At 56.6% G+C, this 24,116-nt stretch carries 19 protein-coding genes and 1 pseudogene; 14 read left to right on the forward strand and 6 right to left on the reverse strand.

Annotated features, from left to right (window positions below; translation table 11 throughout):
* Positions 1 to 7 precede the first annotated feature (7 nt).
* The 3 genes from argF (at position 8) to E0L16_RS19855 (ending at position 3,023) form a co-directional block, all read left to right on the forward strand.
* Positions 8 to 1,012, forward strand: a complete 1,005-nt coding sequence (gene argF, locus E0L16_RS19845) for an ornithine carbamoyltransferase (protein ID WP_131638002.1) — start codon at positions 8 to 10, stop codon at positions 1,010 to 1,012.
* Between the two features lie 47 nt (positions 1,013 to 1,059).
* The gene (locus E0L16_RS19850) at positions 1,060 to 2,463 is read left to right on the forward strand and encodes a YfcC family protein (protein ID WP_131638004.1); all 1,404 of its coding nucleotides are present in this window, start codon (positions 1,060 to 1,062) and stop codon (positions 2,461 to 2,463) included.
* An 80-nt stretch (positions 2,464 to 2,543) separates the two neighbouring features.
* Positions 2,544 to 3,023, forward strand: a complete 480-nt coding sequence (locus E0L16_RS19855; RefSeq protein ID WP_028015317.1) for an arginine repressor — start codon at positions 2,544 to 2,546, stop codon at positions 3,021 to 3,023.
* A 3-nt stretch (positions 3,024 to 3,026) separates the two neighbouring features.
* Here E0L16_RS19855 and E0L16_RS19860 read toward each other — a convergent pair.
* A pseudogene (locus tag E0L16_RS19860) lies at positions 3,027 to 3,144 on the reverse strand (hypothetical protein).
* Here E0L16_RS19860 and E0L16_RS19865 point away from each other — a divergent pair.
* The 5 genes from E0L16_RS19865 to gbpA all read left to right on the forward strand — a co-directional run bounded on the left by E0L16_RS19865 (position 3,124) and on the right by gbpA (position 6,719).
* Positions 3,124 to 3,228, forward strand: coding sequence for a pyrBI operon leader peptide (locus tag E0L16_RS19865; protein ID WP_022646880.1), 105 nt, complete (start codon positions 3,124 to 3,126; stop codon positions 3,226 to 3,228). The pseudogene E0L16_RS19860 and the gene E0L16_RS19865 overlap by 21 nt on opposite strands.
* Before the next feature lie 34 nt (positions 3,229 to 3,262).
* Positions 3,263 to 4,195 (forward strand): aspartate carbamoyltransferase, encoded by a 933-nt coding sequence (gene pyrB / locus E0L16_RS19870; RefSeq protein ID WP_063867237.1) that lies wholly within the window; start codon positions 3,263 to 3,265, stop codon positions 4,193 to 4,195.
* Positions 4,196 to 4,207: 12 nt separating this feature from the next.
* Positions 4,208 to 4,669, forward strand: a complete 462-nt coding sequence (gene pyrI, locus E0L16_RS19875) for an aspartate carbamoyltransferase regulatory subunit (RefSeq protein WP_010427352.1) — start codon at positions 4,208 to 4,210, stop codon at positions 4,667 to 4,669.
* A 73-nt stretch (positions 4,670 to 4,742) separates the two neighbouring features.
* The gene (ridA, locus tag E0L16_RS19880; RefSeq protein ID WP_126543197.1) at positions 4,743 to 5,129 is read left to right on the forward strand and encodes a 2-iminobutanoate/2-iminopropanoate deaminase; all 387 of its coding nucleotides are present in this window, start codon (positions 4,743 to 4,745) and stop codon (positions 5,127 to 5,129) included.
* 138 nt (positions 5,130 to 5,267) lie between these two features.
* Positions 5,268 to 6,719, forward strand: a complete 1,452-nt coding sequence (gene gbpA / locus E0L16_RS19885) for an N-acetylglucosamine-binding protein GbpA (RefSeq protein ID WP_129741575.1) — start codon at positions 5,268 to 5,270, stop codon at positions 6,717 to 6,719.
* A gap of 60 nt (positions 6,720 to 6,779) precedes the next feature.
* On the opposite strand, the gene E0L16_RS19890 is transcribed toward gbpA, so the two are convergent.
* Both E0L16_RS19890 and mgtA read right to left on the reverse strand, forming a co-directional pair.
* On the reverse strand, positions 6,780 to 9,164 hold the full coding sequence (locus E0L16_RS19890) for a beta-N-acetylhexosaminidase (RefSeq protein WP_131638006.1): 2,385 nt from the start codon (positions 9,162 to 9,164) through the stop codon (positions 6,780 to 6,782).
* A gap of 178 nt (positions 9,165 to 9,342) precedes the next feature.
* Positions 9,343 to 12,051 carry a magnesium-translocating P-type ATPase gene (gene mgtA, locus E0L16_RS19895; RefSeq protein ID WP_131638008.1) on the reverse strand — a complete coding sequence of 903 codons (2,709 nt, stop codon included), beginning with the start codon at positions 12,049 to 12,051 and terminating at the stop codon, positions 9,343 to 9,345.
* Between the two features lie 387 nt (positions 12,052 to 12,438).
* Between mgtA and treR the strand changes: the two genes are divergently transcribed.
* Positions 12,439 to 13,386, forward strand: coding sequence for a trehalose operon repressor TreR (gene treR, locus E0L16_RS19900; RefSeq protein WP_063867230.1), 948 nt, complete (start codon positions 12,439 to 12,441; stop codon positions 13,384 to 13,386).
* 81 nt (positions 13,387 to 13,467) lie between these two features.
* Here treR and E0L16_RS19905 read toward each other — a convergent pair whose 3' ends face one another.
* Both E0L16_RS19905 and E0L16_RS19915 read right to left on the reverse strand, forming a co-directional pair.
* Complete coding sequence (locus tag E0L16_RS19905) at positions 13,468 to 13,947, reverse strand: Hcp family type VI secretion system effector (protein ID WP_064910239.1); 480 nt, start codon at positions 13,945 to 13,947, stop codon at positions 13,468 to 13,470.
* A 228-nt stretch (positions 13,948 to 14,175) separates the two neighbouring features.
* Complete coding sequence (locus E0L16_RS19915) at positions 14,176 to 14,868, reverse strand: hypothetical protein (protein ID WP_131638010.1); 693 nt, start codon at positions 14,866 to 14,868, stop codon at positions 14,176 to 14,178.
* A 381-nt stretch (positions 14,869 to 15,249) separates the two neighbouring features.
* On the opposite strand from E0L16_RS19915, the gene treB reads away from it, so the two are divergent.
* From treB to E0L16_RS19930, 3 genes are all read left to right on the forward strand, one after another.
* Positions 15,250 to 16,668: a PTS trehalose transporter subunit IIBC gene (gene treB, locus E0L16_RS19920; protein WP_180979069.1), complete on the forward strand. Its 1,419-nt coding sequence runs from the start codon at positions 15,250 to 15,252 to the stop codon at positions 16,666 to 16,668.
* A gap of 51 nt (positions 16,669 to 16,719) precedes the next feature.
* Positions 16,720 to 18,375, forward strand: a complete 1,656-nt coding sequence (treC, locus tag E0L16_RS19925) for an alpha,alpha-phosphotrehalase (RefSeq protein WP_131638011.1) — start codon at positions 16,720 to 16,722, stop codon at positions 18,373 to 18,375.
* 135 nt (positions 18,376 to 18,510) lie between these two features.
* Complete coding sequence (locus E0L16_RS19930) at positions 18,511 to 19,257, forward strand: oligogalacturonate-specific porin KdgM family protein (protein ID WP_131638013.1); 747 nt, start codon at positions 18,511 to 18,513, stop codon at positions 19,255 to 19,257.
* 8 nt (positions 19,258 to 19,265) lie between these two features.
* On the opposite strand, the gene E0L16_RS19935 is transcribed toward E0L16_RS19930, so the two are convergent.
* Complete coding sequence (locus tag E0L16_RS19935; protein ID WP_131638015.1) at positions 19,266 to 19,925, reverse strand: MurR/RpiR family transcriptional regulator; 660 nt, start codon at positions 19,923 to 19,925, stop codon at positions 19,266 to 19,268.
* A 179-nt stretch (positions 19,926 to 20,104) separates the two neighbouring features.
* Between E0L16_RS19935 and E0L16_RS19940 the strand changes: the two genes are divergently transcribed.
* Together E0L16_RS19940 and E0L16_RS19945 are read left to right on the forward strand one after the other, a co-directional pair.
* The gene (locus tag E0L16_RS19940) at positions 20,105 to 21,508 is read left to right on the forward strand and encodes a PTS fructose transporter subunit IIC (protein WP_131638017.1); all 1,404 of its coding nucleotides are present in this window, start codon (positions 20,105 to 20,107) and stop codon (positions 21,506 to 21,508) included.
* 10 nt (positions 21,509 to 21,518) lie between these two features.
* The gene (locus tag E0L16_RS19945; protein ID WP_131638019.1) at positions 21,519 to 24,116 is read left to right on the forward strand and encodes a glycoside hydrolase family 38 N-terminal domain-containing protein; all 2,598 of its coding nucleotides are present in this window, start codon (positions 21,519 to 21,521) and stop codon (positions 24,114 to 24,116) included.

Below are 24,116 nucleotides of genomic sequence, written 5' to 3' on the forward strand. Positions count from 1 at the left end.
TTTACCCATGACCATTAACCTGAAAAACCGCAACTTTCTTAAACTGCTGGACTACACCCCGGCGGAAATTCAGTACCTGATCGACCTCGCCATCGAGCTGAAGGCGGCCAAAAAAGCCGGGCGCGAAAAGCAGACGCTGGTCGGAAAAAACATCGCCCTGATCTTTGAAAAAACCTCCACCCGCACCCGCTGCGCCTTCGAAGTGGGCGCGTTTGACCAGGGCGCGCAGGTCACCTACCTCGGCCCAAGCGGGTCGCAGATCGGTCACAAAGAGTCGATGAAAGACACCGCCCGCGTGCTGGGCCGCATGTATGACGGCATCGAGTACCGCGGCTACGGTCAGGCCATCGTCGAGGAGCTGGGCGAGTACGCGGGCGTGCCGGTGTGGAACGGCCTGACCGACGAGTTTCACCCAACGCAAATTCTGGCGGATCTGATGACCATGCTGGAGCACTCCCCGGGCAAAACCCTGCCGGAGCTGAGCTTTGCCTACCTGGGCGACGCGCGGAACAACATGGGCAACTCCCTGATGGTCGGCGCGGCCAAGATGGGGATGGATATCCGTCTTGTGGCGCCCAAATCCTTCTGGCCAGAAGCCGGGCTGGTTGAGCAGTGCCGCGCCATCGCCAAAGAAACGGGCGCGCGCATCACCCTCACCGACGACGTGGAAGAAGGCGTGCACGGCACCGATTTCCTCTACACCGACGTGTGGGTCTCCATGGGCGAACCGAAGGAAGCCTGGGCCGAGCGCGTCAGCCTGATGAAGCCGTATCAAATCAACGCGGACGTGATGAAGACCACCGGCAACCCGAACGTCAAGTTCATGCACTGCCTGCCGGCATTCCACAACGAGCACACCAAAGTGGGGCGCGAAATCGAGGTGGCGTACGGCCTGAAGGGGCTGGAGGTGACGGAAGAGGTCTTTGAATCACCGAACTCCATCGTCTTCGACGAAGCAGAAAACCGCATGCACACCATTAAGGCGGTCATGGTGGCGACACTCGGCGACTAATCACCGCCCGGCGCGCCGCGTGGTGCGCCGGGTTTCAGGAGAACATCATGGGCAAGTTCAAGTTTCCCTCCGCTTACACCATTCTCTTTTTTCTGATTGCCGTGGTTGCCGTGCTGACGTGGATTGTTCCGGCCGGGCAGTACCATATGGCGATGAACGAGGCGCTCGGTAAAGAAGTGCCGGTTGCCGGCACCTATGCGCACGTGGCATCGCATCCGCAGGGGCTGGTGTCGGTGCTGATGGCCCCGATAGCCGGGCTGTACGATCCGGAATCCGGCCAGGCCGGGGCGATCGACGTCGCGCTGTTTATTCTGATCATCGGGGGATTTCTCGGGATCGTCACCAAAACCGGGGCAATTGACGCCGGGATCGAGCGCGTCACCACTAAGCTGCGCGGACGCGAAGAGTGGATGATCCCGATCCTGATGGCGCTGTTTGCCGCAGGTGGCACGATTTACGGCATGGCCGAAGAGTCGCTGCCCTTCTATACCTTACTGGTGCCGGTGATGCTGGCGGCGCGGTTCGATCCGGTGGTTGCCGCGTCCACCGTGCTGCTCGGGGCGGGGATCGGCACGCTCGGCTCTACTATAAACCCGTTCGCGACGGTGATCGCCGCCAACGCCGCCGGGATCCCCTTCACCAACGGGATCATGCTGCGCATCGCGCTACTGGTCATCGGCTGGATCATCTGCGTGGCGTGGGTGATGCGCTACGCCCGTAAGGTGCGCAAAGATCCGTCGCTGTCGATCGTGGCGGATAAACAGGAAGAGAACCGCGCCCATTTTCTCGGCAACAAGGGCGAGCAGTCGCTGGAATTTACCCCGGTGCGCAAACTCATCCTGGCGATCTTCGCCCTCGCTTTCGCGGTGATGATCTACGGGGTGGCGGTGCGGGGCTGGTGGATGGCAGAGATCTCGGCGGTGTTCCTCGCCAGCGCCATCATCGTTGGGCTTATTGCCCGCATGAGCGAAGAGGAGCTGACGTCGACGTTTATCAACGGCGCGCGAGATTTGCTGGGCGTCGCGCTGATTATCGGCATCGCGCGCGGTATCGTAGTGATTATGGATAAGGGCATGATTACCCACACCATTTTGCACAGCGCCGAGGGGATGGTCACCGGATTGTCGACGGTGGCGTTCATTAACGTGATGTACTGGCTGGAGGTGGTGCTGTCGTTTCTTGTGCCTTCTTCGTCCGGCCTGGCCGTTCTGACGATGCCGATCATGGCGCCCCTTGCCGATTTCGCTAACGTCAACCGCGACCTGGTGGTTACGGCTTACCAGTCGGCGTCCGGCCTCGTTAACCTTATCACCCCCACCTCTGCCGTTGTTATGGGCGGGCTGGCTATCGCCCGCGTGCCCTACGTGCGTTATCTGAAATGGGTCGCGCCGCTGCTGGGAATTTTGACGGTGGTGATTATGGTGGCGTTAAGCCTGGGCGCGTTGTTGTGATTTGCCGGATGGCGCTGCGCTTATCCGGCCTACGGATCGGTGCGGTGCCACCGGTTATTTCGGGAACTGATATGGGAACTATGATGGATTACGAAGAGTACTCTCCCAAAGAGCAACTACAGCTAACGGTCTGCCAGCGTCTGATCGCGGAAAAGAGCTATCTCTCTCAGGAAGAGATCCGCCGCGACTTGCAGGAGCGGGGTTTTGAGACCATCAGCCAGTCCACCGTTTCACGTCTGCTCAAGCTGCTCGGCGTCATAAAAATTCGCAATGCCAAAGGGCTAAAGATTTATTCGCTGAATCCCCAGCTGCGCCCTGCCCCCGACGCCGCGCGCACCGTCTCCGAAATGGTGGTCAGCGTGGAGCACAATAGCGAATTTATCCTTATTCATACCGTCGCCGGATATGGCCGCGCGGTGGCGCGTATTCTGGATTATCACCAGTTACCGGAAATTTTAGGCGTGGTGGCGGGAAGCAGTATCGTCTGGGTCGCGCCCCGGGTGGTGAAGCGTACCGCGCTGGTGCACAAGCAAATTAATTATTTACTCAGAATGCATTAATATTCATAAAGAACCGTTTGCATTGAGTAAAGCGTGCATTAAATCGCTTGATCCCAAAAACGAGCTGCGTATAATGCCCGACAATTTGCCGGGAGGAAGCATGGTCAAGCGTGTACGACATAACGTCTTACCGCGTCTGAAATCAGACGCTGGCCTGCCGTTTTTCTTCCCGTTGCTAAACCTATTCCCAGAGCCCCTCATTTGAGGGGCTTTTTTTTGCCCGGCGTCAGGAGATAAACATGAATCCGCTTTATCAAAAACACATCATTTCCATAAACGACCTCAGCCGCGAAGAGCTGGAACTGGTTCTGGAAACCGCGGCAAAACTGAAGGCCAATCCGCAGCCGGAGCTGCTGAAGCACAAGGTGATCGCGAGCTGTTTCTTTGAAGCGTCGACGCGCACCCGCCTCTCCTTTGAAACCTCCATGCACCGCCTGGGCGCGAGCGTGGTGGGCTTCTCGGACAGCAGCAACACGTCGCTGGGCAAAAAAGGCGAAACCCTGGCGGATACCATTTCAGTGATCAGCACCTACGTGGACGCGATTGTGATGCGCCACCCGCAGGAGGGTGCGGCGCGCCTGGCAACCGAGTTTTCCGGCGGCATTCCGGTGCTGAACGCCGGTGACGGCGCCAACCAGCATCCGACGCAGACCCTGCTGGATCTGTTCACCATTCAGGAGACCCAGGGCACGCTTGAAAACCTGAACATCGCCATGGTCGGCGACCTGAAGTACGGTCGCACCGTCCACTCCCTGACCCAGGCGCTGGCGAAATTTAGCGGCAACCGCTTCTTCTTCATCGCCCCGGACGCGCTGGCGATGCCGCAGTACATCCTCGACATGCTGGACGAGAAAGGCATTGCGTGGAGCCTGCATGCCAGCATCGAAGAGGTGGTGGGCAACGTGGATATTCTCTATATGACCCGCGTGCAGAAAGAGCGTCTGGATCCGTCCGAATACGCCAACGTGAAGGCGCAGTTCGTGCTGCGCGCCAGCGACCTCGACGGCGCGCGCGACAACATGAAGGTGCTGCACCCGCTGCCGCGCATCGATGAAATTGCCACCGACGTGGATAAAACGCCGCACGCCTGGTACTTCCAGCAGGCCGGGAACGGCATCTTCGCTCGCCAGGCGTTACTGGCACTGGTTCTGAATCGCGAATTAGCTCTGTAAGGGGAGACGACCATGACACACGATAACAAACTCCAGGTTGAAGCCATCAAGCGTGGCACCGTGATTGACCACATCCCTGCGCAGGTGGGCTTTAAGCTGCTGACGCTGTTCAAACTGACCGAAACCGACCAGCGCATCACCATCGGCCTGAACCTGCCGTCTGGCGAAATGGGCCGTAAAGATCTGATCAAAATCGAAAACACCTTCCTGACCGACGAACAGGTCAACCAGCTGTCGCTGTATGCGCCGGACGCCACGGTTAACCGCATCGACGATTACGACGTGGTGGGCAAATCCCGCCCGAGCCTGCCGGAGCGCATCGAAAGCGTGCTGGTCTGCCCGAACAGCAACTGCATCAGCCACGCCGAGCCGGTTTCCTCCAGCTTTGCAGTGAAAAAGCGCGCCAATGACATCGCGCTCAAATGCAAATACTGCGAAAAAGAGTTTTCCCATTATGTGGTGCTGGCCAACTAATTGAGGTTGGTAATGAAATCCCGGCTGTTATAATGGCCGGGAACATTCTTAACGCTGTAATTCTGGAGAAAAAATGAGCAAAGTACTCGCGACGGAAAATGCACCAGCGGCCATCGGCCCATACGTTCAGGGCGTTGATCTGGGCAGCATGATCATCACCTCTGGCCAGATCCCGGTAAACCCGAAAACCGGTGAAGTGCCGGCCGACGTGGCGGCGCAGGCGCGTCAGTCGCTGGAAAACGTGCAGGCTATCGTTGAATCTGCGGGCCTGAAGGTGGGTGATATCGTCAAAACGACGGTGTTCGTGAAAGATCTGAACGACTTCGCCACCGTTAACGCCACGTACGAAGCGTTCTTCACCGAGCACAACGCCAACTTCCCGGCGCGCTCCTGCGTGGAAGTAGCGCGTCTGCCAAAAGACGTGAAAATTGAAATTGAAGCGATCGCCGTACGTCGCTAATTTATTTCAATAAATAAAAGGCAGCGCTCGCTGCCTTTATTATTGCGACCATTTTTACTCTCTGTACGAAATGACATATTACTTGTCCGATTATTAGAATCCCCCCGCCTAGTAATATTCTCTTTTTATGGATGAGTAATGAAACTTTCAAAAATCGCACTTGCGCTCGCAACACTGACCGTTGCGTCTTCCGCATTTGCCCACGGATATATTGAATCTCCTGCCAGCCGCGCCTATATGTGTAAGCTGGGTCAAAATATTGATTGCGGCTCCGTACAGTATGAACCGCAGAGCGTAGAGAAAACCTCCGGCTTCCCGACCGGGGCAGAGCCAGCAGACGGACACCTCGCCAGCGCGGGTATCTCACAATATTCTCAGCTGGATAAGCAGAGCCTGAATGCGTGGACTAAAAACCCAATGACCGCGGGCCCGCATGAATTTGTCTGGCACCATACTGCGCCGCACAAAACCACCAACTGGCGTTATTACATTACCAAACAAAACTGGGACCCAAATAAGCCGCTAACCCGCGATCAGTTTGAATTAACCCCGTTCTGTACAATTAACGGAAATAGCCAGGCGCCAGCCGTAACTAAATCCATGACCTGTAATGTGCCTGAGCGCACGGGCTATCAGGTCATTTACGGCGTATGGGAAATTGCAGATACTTCAAACAGCTTCTATCAGGCTATCGACGTTGATTTCGGCAATGGCGGCAACGTGACCCCGGACGAAACACCTGCGATCGTATCCGAGTGGAGCAAAACCCTGAGCGGCCAGATTGCCGGTAATAACCTGAACGTGGGCGATAAAGTTATCGCACGCTTCTTCGACGCCCACGGCGAAGTGACCGCCATGCGCACCGAGATGACCATCGGCTCTGCTGAGCAGGGCGACGCTAACCAGTGGTCCTACGATCTGGCGCAGAAGATCAACACCGCGCAGCACGACGTGCGCGTCGGCGTGAAGGATGAAGCCGGTGACATCAGCCCGGTTCACGGCGCTAACAGCGTCTTCGTGAAAGACGGCAGCACCTTACAGTCCGTTGCTATCTCTTATGAAGAGCAGAAAGCGCAGGTGAGTGAGAGCATCGCCGTTACCGATCTGCAATACAGCAAAATCGAACATGGCAACGCGACCGTGACCTTCCACGTGAATACGCAGGGCGACGTGAATTTTGAAGCACACGTGATGAACCACCACGGTGCGGAAAAAGGCTACCTGAAGCAGGACATGAACAACAGCAATCAGGACGTCACCATGACCCTGACCGACGTAACCGCCGGCCACCACATGCTGAAATACTACGCGACCAATAAAGACGGCACGATGTTCGCGCAGGACGTGCTGAACCTGATGCTGGAAAGCGATGCAGCCGCGGACAGCACCGGTCACCACGACTTTACCTTCCCGGACAATATCGCGTCTTACAAGGCAGGTACCGTGGTACTTCAGCCTAAAGACGGTAAGACCTACGAATGTAAGCCTTTCCCGTACAGCGGCTACTGCGTACAGTACAGCCCAACCGCAAACCAGTATGAGCCAGGCGTTGGCGCACACTGGAAAGAGGCATGGGTTCTGAAGAACTGAGTAGCCTTTACGCCCGGCGGCACTTCGTTTGCCGGGCCTACACGCCACCGGGCATGGGTGTTACTGATTCCGCGTGGCGCGTAGCAGCGTCTCCAGCGGATAGACCGCTGCAATCACCACTTCGTCCTGAATCTTCGCCGCGCTGTCCAGCTCGCTCTGGATCGAGGCGATCTCTTTGTCGTCCAGCGTCCCCTGACGCGCCACCAGATCCGTCAGCCTCAGGCCAATCGAGGCCAGCTTATCCACCTCCTGAATCACCGGTTTGATGGCCTTCAGCTGATAGCTGTTTTCGCTCAAGGCCAGCACGTCGCTGGTGTTGTTCTGCCAGCGGTTAAAGACGTGGCGCAGCGCCTCGGCGCTTTCCGTGTCTTCCGCGTCGCTGACCAGACGGTCGGCCCATTTATTCATCTGACGCACGGTAGCACTTTCAGCGTTTAGCGCGTCCGCGAGCCGGTTGAGCGGCTCAAACTGATGGTAGTTTCCGGCCTGGAACTTGAGATGCTGGCGGGTGTAATACTGCGCCGGCTCGAGCGCCTGGGCGAGGATTTGCAGCGGCAAGGTATCCGCATTATTTGCCAGCCGCGTGAACTGTACCTGCTGCTGGGTATGCTGCTGTAGCCCAACCGACACCGTGGACCAGCTGTCCATCGCCTGTAGCCGGGTATACATGTTGTCGACGTCGTTCACGTCCTTCGCCGACCATAGCCGCTCCGCCACCGCAAAGGCGCGCGGCCACAGGCGGATGTCCAGCACCGGCGCGACCACGTTTTCCGCCCACAGCGCGGCTTCACCGCCGAGCAGATTGGCCTCGTTCGTCGGGTCCGGCACCACGGGCGGTATGCCTTTTGGCACCTCGTCCAGACGCGAACCGTCGATTGGGTAGCGCGCGTTGCCCACCAGGAAATAACCGCTGAGCTTATCGTTCGCAACTGAAACGACCGGGCGCGTTTCACCCATCCAGGTGTCAACGGTAAACGTCACCTGGTTGTCGCCACGCCACTGAATGTTATTCACCGCCCGACGCGATTTCCCGGCAAAATCAATGAATCCGCGCCATCCGGCGTCGCCTTTCACCAGCGTAAAGCTGCCTTCCACCGGCTTGCCCTTCAGGCGCGGCATGGAGAAAGCCCAGCTCTGGACGCTGTCGGTGTCCGCTATCACGTCCACGCCATTCAGCCCCTGCGGCACAATTTCGTTGCGGTAGTGATAGGCGGTGGACTGCGGCTGGTCGAGGTAGAAGCCGGTTGAGAGAATGCCCTTATAGCCGTTCTGCGCCACCTGCCCCAGCGCGTCCTGCCCCTGCCAGGACTGGATCAGAATGCTTTTCGGCAGATCGGGATGGTAGATCTCGTCCCAGCCGACCATCTGCCGGTGATGCTTCTCAAGGATCGTCTCCAGCTTGCGGTTGAAATACGCCTGCAACGCGTGGCTGTCCGCCAGTTTGTTGTCGCGCATAAATCGCTGGATCGCCGCGTTCGCTTTCCACTGGCTGTCGTCCACTTCATCGCCGCCGATATGCAGATACGGATCGGGGAAGATCGCCGCCAGTTCGCTGACCATCGCGTCGGCAAAGGTGTAAGTCGCCTCTTTGGTAGGATCCAGCACTGGCTTCAGCACGCCCCAGTGGCGCTCCATGGCGTACGGCCCCGGCGCGCTCATCAGTTCCGGATAGGCGACGGCAATCGCTGAGGCGTGGCCCGGCATATCGATCTCCGGCACCACGCGTATGCCGCGTTCGGCAGCGTAACGCACAATCTCGCGCATCTGCTCAGGGGTGTAAAACAGCCCGTCGCTGGCAAGCTGGGTTAATTTTGGATAACGCTTCGAGGTAAAGCGCCAGCCCTGATCGTCAGTCAGATGCCAGTGCAGAACGTTGAGCTTAGCCGCGGCCATACCATCGATCTGGCGTTTGATATCGGGTAACGGGATGAAATGGCGCGCCGAATCGAGCAGCAGCCCACGCCACGGGAAGCGCGGCGAATCTTCGATGGTAACCCACGGAATCGAAGTGTTTTCGGCACCGTTCTGCATCAGCTGGAGCAAAGTTTCCATTGCGCGCAATGCGCCAAAGCGGGTGTTGGCGGAGATGTTCACGCCGTTGGCATCGACCTTCAGGGTATAGCTTTCATCGCTGTCCGGCAGCGGCTGCGGCTTCACCTTTTTAGCGATGGCGATGCGGATGGTCGGCTTGTCAGGTTTTTCGGCCTGCGGCTGTAGCGTCCAGCCGGTTTGCAGCGCAATGCGCTGGCGCAGGCGGTTGACCGCATCCCCCAGATCGTCGCCGCTGACGCTCACGGAGAGTTGATTGTTAAGCACCAGCGCGCCCTGAGTCGTCGGGCGTTCAACCTTCGCAGGCCAGGGCATCAGGGGAAGGTCGCCTGCCGGCGCGGCAAAAGCGGAGGCGCCGAGCATAAGCCCGGCGGTTAAGAGACTGTACCGTAACATGAATGTTCCTTATCTGACGGGCCAAATACAGGCAAAACATTCTGTTAACATGCGTACAAATTGTCGTCAAGCGAATGCGCCGACGGAGATCACAGGTTGTTGAATTTGGGAGGAAAGCCAGATGCCGGGTGGCGGCTTCGCCTTACCCGGCCTACGTCTGGATTGTGGCAAAATGAGCTTACTGCCACCCATATCGGCGCGCATAGAATCCTTTCACCATCTGCGTCAGCACCATATAGCCCGCGAGGATCGCCACCAGCCACGGGAAGTAGCTCAGCGGCAGCGCCTGAAGTTGCAGGTAACCTGCAAGAGGCGAGAACGGCAGCGCGATCCCGAGCGCCATCACAATGCCCGTCATCACAATCAGCGGCCACGCGGCACGGCTCTGGATAAACGGAATGCGGCGGGTGCGGATCATGTGCACAATCAGCGTCTGGGACAGCAGCCCTACCACGAACCAGCCGGACTGGAACAGCGTCTGGTGTTCCGGCGTGTTGGCGTGGAACACAAACCACATCAGGCAGAAGGTCAGAATGTCGAAGATAGAACTGATCGGCCCAAAGAACAGCATAAAGCGCCCCAGATCGGCGGGGTTCCAGCGCTGCGGCTTCTGGATCTGCTCGTCGTCCACGTTATCAAACGGGATCGCTACCTGAGAGACATCGTACATCAGGTTCTGGATCAGCAGGTGCAGCGGCAGCATCGGCAGGAACGGCAGAAACGCGCTCGCCACCAGCACGCTGAAGACGTTACCGAAGTTGGAGCTGGCGGTCATTTTGATGTACTTCAGCATGTTGGCGAAGGTGCGACGCCCTTCGATGACGCCCTCCTCCAGCACCATCAGGCTCTTTTCCAGCAGGATGATATCCGCCGCCTCGCGGGCAATATCCACCGCGCCGTCCACGGAGATGCCGATATCCGCCGCACGCAGCGCCGGCGCATCGTTGATGCCGTCGCCCATAAAGCCCACCACGTGCCCTTCACGACGCAGCAGCGTTACGATGCGCTCTTTGTGCATCGGCGTCAGGCGGGCAAACAGCGTCGTGCGCTGGGCAAGCTGCGCCAGTTCGTCGTCAGAAAGCGTTTCGATGTCGCTCCCCACCACCACGTCGCCCGCGTCCAGCCCCACTTCGGAGCACACTTTGGCCGCCACCAGCTCGCTGTCGCCGGTCAGGATTTTGACGGTAATACCGCTCGCCTTCAGCGCCTTCAGCGCGGGGGCGGTGGTCTCTTTCGGCGGATCGAGGAAGGCGATGTAACCTTCGAGGATCAGGTCGGATTCGTCGATACGCTGATAGTCACCCTCGCGCGCGGGCAGGAATTTGCTCGCCACTGCCACCACGCGCAGCCCCTGACGGTTCAGGCTATCGGTGACGCGCTTGATGCGGCGCAGCATGGTGTCGTCCAGCGGCACGATCTCTCCGTTATGGCGCACCTGCGTTGAAACGTTCAGGATCTCCTGCAACGCCCCCTTGCAGATCAGCTGATGCACGTCCGGCTGCTCGCTGACCACCACCGACATGCGGCGACGCTCAAAGTCAAACGGGATTTCGTCCACCTTCTGCCAGCGCCCAGAGAGCATGCGGGCAGACTCTTCATCCACGCCTTCCAGCACCGCCACGTCGAGCAGGTTTTTCAGCCCGGTCTGGTAATGGCTGTTCAGCCACGCGCTGTACAGCACGCGCTCGCTGGTCTTCCCGGCAATATCGGTATGATTCTCCAGCACAATTTTGTCCTGGGTCAGGGTGCCGGTTTTATCGGTGCAGAGAATGTCCATCGCGCCAAAGTTCTGGATGGCGTCGAGGTGTTTGACGATCACCTTTTGTTTAGAGAGTTTGACCGCCCCGCGCGCCAGCGTGGAGGTCACGATCATCGGCAGCATTTCCGGCGTCAGGCCGACGGCCACGGAGAGCGCGAACAGCGCCGCTTCCCACCAGTCGCCTTTGGTGTAGCCGTTGATCAGCAGGACAATCGGCGTCATGACCATCATAAAGCGGATCAGCAGCATGCTGACGCGGCCAATGCCTTTCTGGAACGCATTCGGCTCGCTCTCCTGCTCGCTGACGCGCCCAGCCAGCTGCCCAAACCAGGTGTTACCGCCGGTGGCGGTGACAATCGCCTGCGCCGTGCCGCTGACCACCGTGGTGCCCATAAAGCACAGGGTGTCGCACTCGAGCGGGTTCATCTGCTGCGGGTCGCGGGTCCGCGCGACCTTCTCCACGGGCAGGGATTCACCGGTCAGTGAGGCCTGGGCGACGAACAGATCCCGCGCCTGGATGATGCGTAAATCCGCCGGGATCATGTCTCCCGCCGCCAGCTTCACCAGATCGCCCGGCACCAGCTGGTCAATGGGCAGCTCAACCCAGGCGTTTTCGCCGAGATCGTTAATCACGCGCGAGACGGTCGCGGTGTTGCTGACCATCGCCTTCAGGGCGTCTGCCGCTTTGGTGGAGCGCGCTTCCTGAATAAAGTTAAGCAGCGTGGAGATGCCCACCATCAGGGCGATCACGCCTGCGGCAAACAGATCTTCAGTGGCGTAAGAGATAATTCCGAGCACCGTCAGCAGCAGGTTGAACGGGTTGCGATAGCAGAGCCACAGGTGGACCCACCAGGGAGAGGGTTTCTGCGCCGGGATTTGGTTGTCGCCATGTTCCGCGCGGCTTTTTAACACTTCTTGCGCGTTCAGCCCTTCCGGGTGGCCGCCAAAGGCGCGCCAGACTTCGTTTTCATCCATCGCCGCCACGTTCAGGCAGCGCTCGGTCAGGGAAGCGGGAATCGCCGCTCCCGCCATGGTGTTGGCATTTGGCAGCGGATCGCGCGCAATCAGGCGGCGTGGCAGATGGCGGCTCAGCTGCGTAAACAGCTGCCGGGTGATATTTTTCAGCATAGTCATTCCCCCGCATCCGCAAAGGCGGACGCAGTCTTTCCCGCAGGCGTGGCAAAGCCTTACCTGTCAGGCACTTAATTTAACAAGCAGGAACGTATGAACGTTGCTGCCTCACGCCGGTGAGACAGCAAAAGGCTGGCTTACCGGAAAGAAGGTTTTCTCCTGGTCAGGAGAGGTACGGGATCGGGATCCATGTGGCCTCCGGTAAGTAAAAAGTAGAGTTTCGGCACGCAGTATAGAGATTTAACCATACCGTTTGTGGCTAATCGGGCGGTATTATAACGCCCTGCAAATAAACCAAACGTAAACCAGACTTTGCCCATAGCGAATTCGCAGGATAGCATTAGGCTCAATTGACCATTTTATCGTTGTTACAGGGAATACAGCATGCAGAACCGCCTTACGATTAAAGATATCGCGCGTTTAAGCGGCGTGGGGAAATCGACCGTCTCACGCGTGCTGAACAACGAAAGCGGTGTCAGCGAGCGCACCCGCGAGCGCGTCGAGGCGGTGATGAATCAGCACGGTTTTTCCCCTTCCCGCTCCGCGCGCGCCATGCGCGGGCAGAGCGATAAAGTGGTCGCCATTATTGTCTCGCGTCTGGATTCCCTCTCCGAAAACCTCGCCGTACAAACCATGCTTCCCGCCTTTTACGAGCAGGGCTACGATCCGATCATGATGGAGAGCCAGTTCTCCGCGCAAATGGTGGAGGAGCATCTGGGTATGCTTCAGCGCCGCAACATTGACGGCGTGGTGCTGTTCGGGTTTACCGGCCTGAAAGAGGACGTGCTGAAGCCCTGGCAGCCGTCGCTGGTGCTGCTGGCGCGCGACGCCAGCGGGTTTGCCTCCGTTTGTTATGATGACGAAGGAGCGATAGTGATCCTGATGCAGCGCCTGTATGAACAGGGCCATCGGCATATCAGCTATCTCGGCGTACCGCATGCCGACGTCACCACCGGCAAGCGTCGCCATGAAGCGTATCTGGCATTTTGTAAAAAAAACAACCTCCCTGCCGTGGCCGCGCTGCCGGGGTTGGGCATGAAGCAGGGATATGAGCAGGTCGCCAGCGTGCTAACCCCGCACACCACCGCCCTGGTGTGCGCCACGGATACCCTTGCATTAGGCGCGAGCAAATATTTGCAGGAGCAGCGCATCGGGGAGCTGCAATTAGCGAGCGTGGGAAACACGCCGCTGATGAAGTTCTTACACCCGGAGATTATCAGCGTTGACCCCGGCTACGGCGAGTCTGGCCGTCAGGCTGCCGCGCAGCTGATCGAGCAGATCAACGGTCGTGCAGAGCCGCGTCAGATCGTTATTCCTGCCCATCTGTCGTAGAAAGTGTCAGGAAGGAAAATAAGCGCAGGGAGAAGAAAATCAATAAGCGAATCAACGTCTCCTGCGCCATCTCTTTCGATATTAAGCACAACAGCGATCGTTCCATGAATCACGATACAGGATATTGCCTTCCGTATACTTCCATGTGATCGCCTCATAGCGCAATTCGAGCGTTTCGAGATGAGTACTGCTCGTGCCGTTGGGTGACAGATATGGCGCAACCGTTGTGAACTTCACGTTTTCAAGAATGATATTAAAATACTCGGCTTCGATCCCTGAATCCAAAATACGGTACATTTTGATTGTCGCTTTCTTCATTATTCGCCCTTCGCACACCGCACGATACAGAAGGGGCGTTGTCTGATCGAATTCTTTAATGATTGTGATTGGGCGGTGAACACGAGTACCAGTGAGTTTTCCCCAACTGGGGTCAACCGGGATGGTCACACCGTGAGAGAATGATTTTAATTCAATAGAGCCCAGGCGCAGCGGTATCAGGCAGCTACCGACAACCGGCGAACCGTTCTCATCTTCAAGCCATAAGTGTGCGGGAGTAGACATGTAATTTCCTTATTAGTTGATATCACTATTGGCGTGTTCAGCCTTTTATATAACGGCCAAAAATAATCATTACGGCAATGAAGAAAACACCGATTGGCCAGACTGGGCTTCCAGGGAAGAAATGAGCCTGAATAAGGGCGAATATAATTGTTAGCACGGTTGGGCCGTAGACTGAAAAGAAAGTTCTCCCTTGCCAACATAAAAAACGTTTTATGTAGTTCAGCATGACTATTGGATCATCCTGCTAATGATGTCTGCAATTTGGTCATTCGACGCCCATTGCGCTTTCATCGCGTTCGCCTGATGAAATATCGGCTCAATGAGAAAATAGAGCATTTCCAGTCCTTGCGCATAAAGTGCAGAATAATAGGCAGGGAATTCAACATGCAGGCGATAAGCACTGTCTGCGGCTTTCTGCACTACACCATAAAAACCTATAAGGGCAATACCCCGGGATGCCCATGTTCCTGCAATGGCGCTGAGTTCGAGACTGAGGTTTAAACCAAGTCGAACGTAAGAGGCGACAGCTAATGTAAATCCGGCACCTGTAAGAGTAACTGCTGCAACATGAACATTTACGGCCATCAGGCGCTGCTTGATGTATTCTAATTGGTCTGAGGTTTTGTTTTTGAAAATTTCCTCAAAGTAGATTTGCAGCATGTTATAGGCGACATCAACGCCACTGAGTACCTTATAAACGGCATCCCTGAAACGTATATCTTCAGTCTTTTGTCTCTGGCAAACCTCATTGTATTCATCGGTGAAACATGAGGTGTAATACAACAGTCGAGTCGCGCCTTTACTTATCGTATCTATCTGATTTTTAACCTGCTCACTCACACCTGTAATAGCATGGTCGAGTTTTAACGCAAGTATTTTATTGGCCTGTAGATAACTGATGATCTCGTTGTTTCCGTACATACGCGCCCCAGACTTTTAACCATTTGAAAGCAGCCTATGCCTGTACGCGATATGAATGTTCCAACCAGATCACGTTTAGGTCTGGGAAACGTATTTTTAAGATATTGACCCGGTATTTCTTCAAAACATTAACAATTAAGCTCATGAATTGAGAATCTTTTTATATCACTCTCCTCATAGGCCCGTAAGCTACAGACATAAATCTCAAAGGGCATACACGCGCTTGAACACATATCAAGCAACGCATCCAGATAGCCCCCGCTAAAGGGATTATTGTGATCTCCGCCCGATTTCGGGAACGTTCCCATTTTCGCCGTCACGCTGAAAGAGTAGGCTTGCGCTCAGGTCATTACCCCTATCAACCGGTCATGAGGTTTCATGATGAGTAAAGTCAAACAAGCAGATATCGATCGGCTTATCGTCCTGGTCGGCGGACGCGAAAACATCGCCACCGTCAGCCACTGCATTACCCGCCTGCGCTTCGTGCTGAACGATCCGGCCAAGGCCGATCCGAAGGCCATTGAAGAGCTCAAGATGGTTAAAGGCTGCTTCACCAACGCCGGGCAATTCCAGGTGGTGATTGGTACCGAAGTGGGCGATTACTATCAGGCTCTGCTGGCGACTACCGGGCACGCTTCCGCCGATAAAGAGCAGGCGAAGAAGGCGGCGCGCCAGAATATGAAATGGCACGAGCAGCTGATTTCCCACTTCGCGGAGATCTTCTTCCCGCTGCTGCCGGCGCTGATCAGCGGGGGCTTAATTCTGGGCTTCCGTAACGTCATCGGCGACGTGCCGATGAGCGACGGCAAAACCCTGGCGCAGATGTACCCGGCGCTGCAAAGCATCTATGACTTCCTGTGGCTGATTGGCGAGGCGATCTTCTTCTATCTGCCGGTCGGGATTTGCTGGTCGGCGGTGCGCAAGATGGGCGGCACGCCGATTCTGGGCATCGTGCTGGGCGTTACGCTGGTCTCTCCGCAGTTAATGAACGCTTACTTACTTGGTCAGCAGGTGCCGGAGGTGTGGAACTTTGGCCTGTTTAGCATCGCCAAGGTGGGCTATCAGGCGCAGGTGATCCCGGCGCTGCTGGCGGGCCTGGCGCTGGGCTTTATTGAAACGCGCCTGAAGCGCATCGTGCCGGATTACCTCTATCTGGTGGTGGTCCCGGTCTGCTCGCTGATCCTGGCGGTGTTCCTGGCGCATGCCTTTATCGGTCCGTTTGGCCGGATGATTGGCGACGGCGTGGCCTTCGCGGTCCGTCACCTGATGACCGGCAGCTTCGCGCCAATCGGTGCCGCGCTGTTCGGCTTCCTGTACGCTCCGCTGGTGATCACCGGCGTACACCAGACCACGCTGGCCATCGATATGCAGATGATTCAAAGCCTCGGCGGTACGCCGGTCTGGCCGATTATCGCCCTGTCTAATATCGCGCAGGCGTCTGCGGTCACCGGCATCATTATCGTCAGCCGTAAGCACAACGAGCGTGAGATCTCCGTTCCGGCGGCTATTTCCGCCTACCTCGGCGTCACCGAACCGGCGATGTACGGCATCAACCTGAAGTACCGCTTCCCGATGCTCTGCGCGATGATCGGCTCTGGTCTGGCGGGCCTGCTGTGCGGTCTGAATAGCGTGATGGCGAACGGGATTGGCGTCGGTGGCCTGCCGGGAATCCTCTCCATTCAGCCCGCTTTCTGGCAGGTATTTGCGCTGGCCATGGCGGTGGCGATTATCATCCCAATGGTGCTGACCACCGTGGTTTACCAGCGTAAGTTCCGTCAGGGCACGTTGCAGATTGTTTAATTCCCTCTTTCGGGGCGCAGTTGCGCCCCTTCGCATTTGCAGGAAAGCACTATGAATACCCTTCCTCACTGGTGGCAGAACGGCGTTATCTATCAGATTTACCCAAAGAGTTTCCAGGACACGACCGGCAGCGGCACGGGCGATCTGCGCGGCGTGACGCAGCGCCTGGACTACCTGAAAACCCTCGGCATTGACGCCATCTGGCTGACGCCGTTCTACATCTCCCCGCAGGTGGATAACGGTTACGACGTGGCGAACTACACCGCCATCGACCCGACCTACGGCACGCTGGACGACTTTGACGAGCTGGTTGCCGAGGCGCACGGTCGCGGCATCCGCATCGTGCTGGATATGGTCTTTAACCATACCTCCACGCAGCACGCCTGGTTCCGCGAATCGCTTAACAAAGAGAGTCCGTACCGCCAGTTTTACATCTGGCGCGACGGCACGCCGGACGTGCTTCCCAACAACTGGCGCTCGAAATTTGGCGGCAACGCCTGGCGCTGGCACGCCGAAAGCGAGCAGTATTATCTGCATCTCTTCGCGCCGGAGCAGGCGGATCTTAACTGGGAAAACCCGGCGGTGCGCGCCGAGCTGAAAAAAGTGTGCGAGTTCTGGGCCGATCGCGGCGTGGACGGTTTGCGTCTCGACGTCATCAACCTGATTTCGAAAGATCAAACCTTCCCGGACGATCCCTTCGGCGATGGTCGTCGCTTCTACACCGACGGGCCGCGCATTCACGAATATCTTCAGGAGATGAGCCGCGACGTCTTTACCCCGCGCAACCTGATGACGGTGGGCGAGATGTCTTCCACCTCGCTGGAGAACTGCCAGCAGTACGCGGCGCTCGACGGGCGCGAGCTGTCGATGACCTTTAACTTCCACCACCTGAAGGTGGACTATCCCGGCGGCGAAAAGTGGACGCTGGCGAAGCCGGACTTCGTGGCGCTGAAAACCCTCTTCCACCACTGGCAGCAGGGAATGCACAACAAAGCCTGGAACGCGCTATTCTGGTGTAACCACGATCAGCCGCGCATCGTGTCGCGTTTTGGCGACGAAGGTGAACACCGCGTGGCGGCGGCGAAAATGCTCGGCATGGTGCTGCACGGCATGCAGGGCACGCCGTACATCTATCAGGGTGAAGAGCTGGGTATGACCAACCCGCACTTCAGCCGCATCACCGACTACCGCGACGTGGAGAGCCTGAACATGTTCGCCGAACAGCGGGCTAACGGCCGCGATACCGATGAACTCCTGGCGATTCTGGCGAGTAAATCCCGGGATAATGGCCGTACGCCGATGCAGTGGGATGCCTCGCACGGCGCGGGCTTTACCGCAGGCGAACCGTGGATTGGCGTCTGTGATAATTACGAAACGGTGAACGCCCGCGCGGCGCTGGACGACCCCGGTTCGGTGTTCTACACCTATCAGTCGCTGATTCGCCTGCGCAAATCTCTGTCGGTGCTGACGTGGGGGGATTATGAGGATCTCCTGCCTGAGCACCCTTCCCTGTGGTGCTATCGCCGCCAGTGGCAGGGGCAAACGCTGATGGTGGTGGCGAACCTGAGCCGCGAGCGCCAGCAGTGGCAGCCGGCCCCGGTAGAGGGAGCATGGCGGGTGGCGCTCAGTAACTATGAAGAGGTTCCCTCCCGACCCGATACGCTGCAACTGCGCCCGTTTGAAGCCATCTGGTGGGTGCAGGAATAAATATCAGGAGGGACAGCATGCTGTCTCTCTTTTTTTTATGTTTAGCGATACGCTAAATGTACGACGATAGCTTTTACATCATGGCGTGCCAAAAATAAAAATAGCCCTGCTAATTAATAACCTCGGCAGGACATGATGAAAAAGACAATTATTAAAGTAACGTGTATTAGCGCATTATTATTGAGCACACAGGGATGGTGCGGAAATACGTCCGTCGACCTTCGCTTTGGCCATAATACGCGCTCTGACGTAAATGATTCACGTATTAAGGTTATGCATCAGGCGGATAACGGTTTTTACTTTTCCGTTGAAGCTGCACAAAACCACAACGATACTTTTTTTGGTGATACCGACCGAAATAACCCCGATGACAAAGGATTAACGGAGGCGGCACAGGAGATTGAAACGCGCTGGCGCTTCAATCTGGGCAATGGCTTTGCCGTTGCGCCTGGCATGGTGACGGTTTTCACCCCCAGTAATACCCACTATCGCCCCTTCATTCAGGGCTGGAAAGCGTTCGATAACGGTCTGAACCTCTCTGCCCGCTATCGTTATAACACCATCAATGACGCACACAGCGACAAAGAACTCGACGGCAGCGGCTATACCCGCCGTCAGTCACACCAGTTCGACATTTGGTTCGCCTATAACATTGGCAAATTCGGTATATCCTATAACCCACGCTTCCGCTGGCAGGATAACGTCGATCAGGGAACCGGGGATGACACCTACTGGGAGCATACCGTCGCGTTCAACTACAGCCTTGACGACGGCTGGACGCCTTACGTTGAGCTGGTGTCACTGGATAAAACCTATATCAACAATGACGGCAACCATGAAAATGATTATGCCGTACGTCTGGGGATAGTGAAGCAACTCTGACGGCCCGACTACACCGTATCGTGCTGTAGCAACCTACAGCCGATACGGTCCACGGCGCTTAACAGTTCAAGCTGTCCTTCCCGCTGATACAGCGATACCGCGTTGATGTCGATCACTAGCGGCCAGCATAGCGATGAGATCGCCGCCAGCGTCGACCCCTCGCGGGTAATCGCAATAATCTTTAACCCTTTTCGCAGCGCGTTACGCGCCATTTCAATCAGCGACTGCGTCTCCCCGGATTTACTGATCAGTACCAGCGTCCCCTTCGATACCCGTGTCAGCTGGTGCATATCATTCAAAATGAGGTGCGGCAGACTCGCCAGGGATAAAAAACGCGACAGGTAGTTGAGGCTGGTGAGTGAAGCACCGCGCGCGTACAGATAAATATGGCTGGAATGGGTGAGCAGCCTGGACACCTCCGCCACAATATCGTCCGCGTGCGGCCCAGCGTCGGGGGCGGCAGGCGCTGGGGTAAAATGATCGCGTAAAAAACGATACCGAAGCTCGGTATAGCTTTTATAGCCCATTTTTTTACACACTCGATTAACGGATGTTGTCGTTGTAAAGGTATCCCGGGCAATCTCTTTTGCCGATATATTAGAAATATTAGACGCATGATACTGAATGTATTCAAATATCAAACGTTCACTTCCCTGAAATGAATTCATATATTACACCCTGTTTAATCCCGGCATGATATTAACATAACAGAAAAATAGCCTCTGGAAGACGCTTCACATAATGCAGCGCCGCGTATCACGATACGTAATTAGTATTAGCAAACATTAAAAACTGTTTTAGGTTCTCTTTATACTTTCCCGGTTTTCACATCCAGGGAATTATGACAATGACGAAACAAAAAGTTGTCGCGGTGACGGCCTGCCCGACAGGTATCGCACACACCTTCATGGCCGCGAATAAAATTATTGCATGGGCTAAAGAGCACAATATTGAGGTTAAGGTCGAAACGCAGGGCAGCGACGGCGTAAAAAATCGCTTAACAAAACAGGATATCGCCTCCGCCACGGCCATTATTCTGGCCACCGACGTTCCCATTCAGGATGCCGAGCGTTTTGAAAACATTCCCCATCTTCAGACCCGCACGCAAGCGCTGATCAAGCATACCGATCGCTATCTGCGTCAGGCCTTGGCCATGGAAAAAAACGTCACCGCCTCCTCCGTAGCAGACGACGACGAGCGCCAGCATTCGGCTTACCAGATTTTTATCGGCCATATTATGGCGGCCATCAGCTATATGCTGCCGGTTGTGGTCATGGGCGGGCTGATGATGGCGACGGCCAAAATTACCGGACAATTTATCAACATCGACCATTCGCCGTTCAGCGTGCTGGATAAAGTGGGCTTTATGACCATTAAGTTCATGTATCCGGTTTTCGCCATGTATCTGGCGTTTTCCATTGCCGGCAAACCGGCGCTGATCCCCGGACTTATCGGCGGCATCATGTCAGACGAGGTCTACAAACGCTTCTTTGATATTGAAGGCTTTATGCCGTCCGGCTTTTTCGGCGCGATTGGCATCGGCTTTTTCGTGGGCTATCTGGTGCGCTGGCTGAATGATTCCATTCACGTCCGCCAGCAGCTCACCACCATCAAAACTATGCTGGTCGTCCCGCTGATCACCGGGATAACGCTGGTGATGGTCATGGAATATTTGATTAACCCGATTTTCGGCTCGCTTAACCAGCTGATGGTGGTCTTTTTTACCTCGGCAGGTGACACCGGGCGCGGATTCTATTCCACGATGATCGCCGCAGGCACCGCGTTCGACCTGGGCGGCCCGGTCAATAAGGCGGCGGGTTCAGTCGCGCTCGGCCTGAATGGCATGAGCGAGACGTTTGATTTAACCGCCCGCGAACTCTCCATCGTGATCCCTTCCATTGGCGTCGGCTTTGCCGCTTTTCTTAACGGCCGCTTTGGGCTACCGGATGTCTTTAGCCAGGAAGAGAAAACCGTTGGCAGCACCTCGTTATTGCTGGGCGTGATTGGGATCTCGGAAGGCGCTATCCCGTTCATCCTGAAAAACCCACGCCTGATCCCGGTGTTCATGGCCGGTGCCGTCGCCGGCGCGCTGGTCGCCATCACCCTTGGCGTGAAGCAGACGCTGCCGCTGCCAGCCATCTGGGGCTGGCCGCTGGCGACCAACGTGGCGGGCTACCTGGCGAGCGTCTTTACTGGCGCACTGATTTGCGCTCTGGGCGTGCTCTATGTCAGCCCAAAGAACGCCAGCTAAGGGGAAGGTCATGAATCAGATCCACGTCATTGCCCATACGCACTGGGATCAGGAGTGGTATTTCACCCATCAGGACAGCATGGTGCTGGCGTCATATAACTTTGCGGACGTCATCGACACGCTGGAGCAGGACCCCGCTTACAGCTGCTACCACCTTGACGGGCAGATGGCGGTAGTGGAGGATTTTCTCGCCATCAATCCCGATTATCGCGCCAGGCTGGAAAAACTGGTCACAGAAAAAAGGATCTTTGTAGGGCCGTGGTATACCCAGACGGACACCTACAACGTGCATGGCGAATCCATTATTCGCAATCTCAAGTACGGCATCTTCGCCGCCCGTAAGCTGGGGCATGCCATGCAGGTCGGGTATCTTCCGGACACCTTCGGCCACAATGCGCAAATGCCCACGATTTTGCAGGGCTGCAATATCGACAACATCGTCTTCTGGCGCGGCATCGATCACGACAGACAGGCGAAAAGCAGCCAGTTCCTGTGGCGGGCGCCGTCAGGTGCGACCGTTATCGCCTGCGCGATGGCATTCGGTTACGGCGCGGCTAAAAACATCTCTTCAGACGCGAGCCATTTGCAGGGAAAAATCTTTCCGATGGTCAATCTCCTGCGCTCGCGGGCCGGAATAAATGACCTGCTGCTGCCCTGTGGCGGCGATCAGGTCAGTATCGACCCGGCTCTGCCGAAAATTCTACAGATCGCCAGCGCACACTCCCCCAATGAAGACCGCTACGTTATCAGTTCGCTGGAGCGCTACGTCGACATTCTGCGCGCGCAGCGTGAACAGTTTGAACGCTGGGAAGGAGAGCTGAAATCGCCGCGCTATACCCGCATCCATAAAACGATCGGATCCGTGCGCTACGACATCAAAAAGAAAAATGATGATGTTGAGCAGTTCATCCTGCGACAGCTGGAGCCGACAATCGCCATGGCGCGTCATCAGGGGCTCCCGGTGAACCTCTCGGTGGTCGATACGCTCTGGAAGAAGCTGTTGCGAAGCCATGCCCATGACTCCATCGGCGGCTGTAATAGCGATACCACCAACCGCGATATTCTGCATCGGCTGGAGCAAACCGAACAGCTGTGCCACAGCCTGTGGAACCTGGTGGTAAAAACCCTGAGCGCCGCCTGCGCTCGGGAAGGCGACCTGCTGATTTTCAACCCGCTGGGCACCCCAACGCGACGCGTGGTGATAACCACACTTTATAGCCGGGCTGAGAATATCGCCCTGAGATATCAGGGGCAGCCTATCCCCTTCGACGTCCTCAAAAGAGACATTCTGCCAGGCGGAACGGCAGTCTCCCTTAACGCCGAAGGCGAGTGTGAAACGCCCCTTCCCCCTTATTATCGCTGGCACGTTGCTGTGAAAACACCGGTTCTGCCGCCGGTCGGCTATCTCAGCATTAACGTTGAAGATGACCCGGCGCCTTTCCGGCAGCCTGAACAGACAACCGGCAGCGAGATAGAGAATGCGCATTATCGATTAACGCTGGACGACGGAACGCTCACCCTGCACGACAAACGCAGCGGCAGATGCATCCCCTCGTTCTTTACCCTTGAAGACTGTGCGGATGCGGGCGACAGCTACGATTTCTCACCGCTTGCGGGCGATACGCCGACGCGATGCGACCATTTCACGCTTGTCGACTGCCTGAAAACGCCGCTTATCGAAAAGCTGATCGTTGAAGCCACCCTGTTTCTTCCGCCGGATCTCGCCGGACGCCAGGATACTGCCCGAACGCCGCTATCCCTTCGTCTGGAATGCACATTACGCGAAGACGATCCGAACCTGTATGTGGACAGTTCGCTGGAAAACAGCCACTGCGATCACCGGCTACGTTTACTGATCGGCAGCAATATTCACACCCGGCATGCTATCGCCTCGCAGCCCTTCGCGATAATCCAGCGCGAAACGGGGTATGACGAAGAAAACTGGCGAGAGTACTATCGCGAAATGCCCGTGGATATCGAAACCACCGAAGGCATTATTGCTGTTGCGGAAGCGGGCAAAGCGCTGGTGGTGAATAGCCGCGGCATGAAGGAATTTCAGATAATCGGCAGCGCGCCGGCTGCCATTGCCCTGACGTTGTTTAAATCCACGGGCGTGCTCGGGCGCAACGATCTCGAATGGCGACCGGGCCGGGCGTCCGGCATCAATAATACGGTGGTCGAGACCCCCGATGCGCAGCTGCTGAAACCGTTGTGCTTCTCGTTCACCGTCGCGCTGGCCGTCAGCGCCGATCATCTCACGCTTCGCCAGCTGGAAAACCAGGCTGCGGGACAGCCTTTCACCTATCAGCGGCAAACGCTACACACGCTCGATCACCGCCTTGAGCGCTTTTCGTTGCGTCTGCCCGACCGCAGGCTTCCGGCAGAATTCTCATTATTGAGCCTGCCGGAGCCGCTCATTCTCTCTGCCCTGCCCCATGCGCAGCAGGCCTCTGGCACGGTCGTCCGGGTGTTTAACGCCGGCACGCAGTCGGTTCCCGTCCCGACAAGTCTGGCGGGGCTTCGTCAGATCAACTATCTGGAAGAGCCCGTGCAACCGGTAACGGCGATCTCCCCTTCCGCGACATGCGATTTTTTGATTGAGGCTTAA

Origin of the sequence: Enterobacter quasihormaechei (assembly GCF_004331385.1) — a bacterium.
Taxonomy (GTDB): Bacteria; Pseudomonadota; Gammaproteobacteria; order Enterobacterales; family Enterobacteriaceae; genus Enterobacter; species Enterobacter quasihormaechei.